Below are 308 nucleotides of genomic sequence, written 5' to 3' on the forward strand. Positions count from 1 at the left end.
GATCGTGGTCATCGTGGCGACCTACCTGGCGTCGAGCGTGATTGCCGAAGGGGTGGTGGAGATGATGGGGTAGAGGGGGGGTGGTGGGAGATTGTGTAGGTGAGGGGGTAGAAAGATTGTGGGGGGTGGGGGGGAAGGTGGAAGAGGGAGTGGGGGAGAGGTTGGAGGTGGTGGGTGTGGAGAGGATGGTGGGGATGAGGATGAAGGTGGAGTGGGGTGGGGAGGAGATTGTGGGGGAGAGGGTGGAGGGTGGAGTGAGGGGGATTGAGGAGGGAGGAATGGGTGATGGGGTGGAATGAGGGAGGGTG

Annotated in this window: 1 protein-coding gene; it reads left to right on the forward strand. The window is 62.3% G+C overall.

All coding sequences use genetic code 11. The features are described 5' to 3' along the window. Nucleotides 1–137: 137 nt before the first annotated feature. Nucleotides 138–299, forward strand: coding sequence for a hypothetical protein (locus FS507_RS19940; RefSeq protein WP_186314759.1), 162 nt, complete (start codon nt 138–140; stop codon nt 297–299). The last annotated feature ends 9 nt before the right edge of the window (nt 300–308 follow it).

The sequence above is a fragment of the Corynebacterium glyciniphilum AJ 3170 genome (assembly GCF_007673095.1).
Taxonomy (GTDB): Bacteria; Actinomycetota; Actinomycetes; order Mycobacteriales; family Mycobacteriaceae; genus Corynebacterium.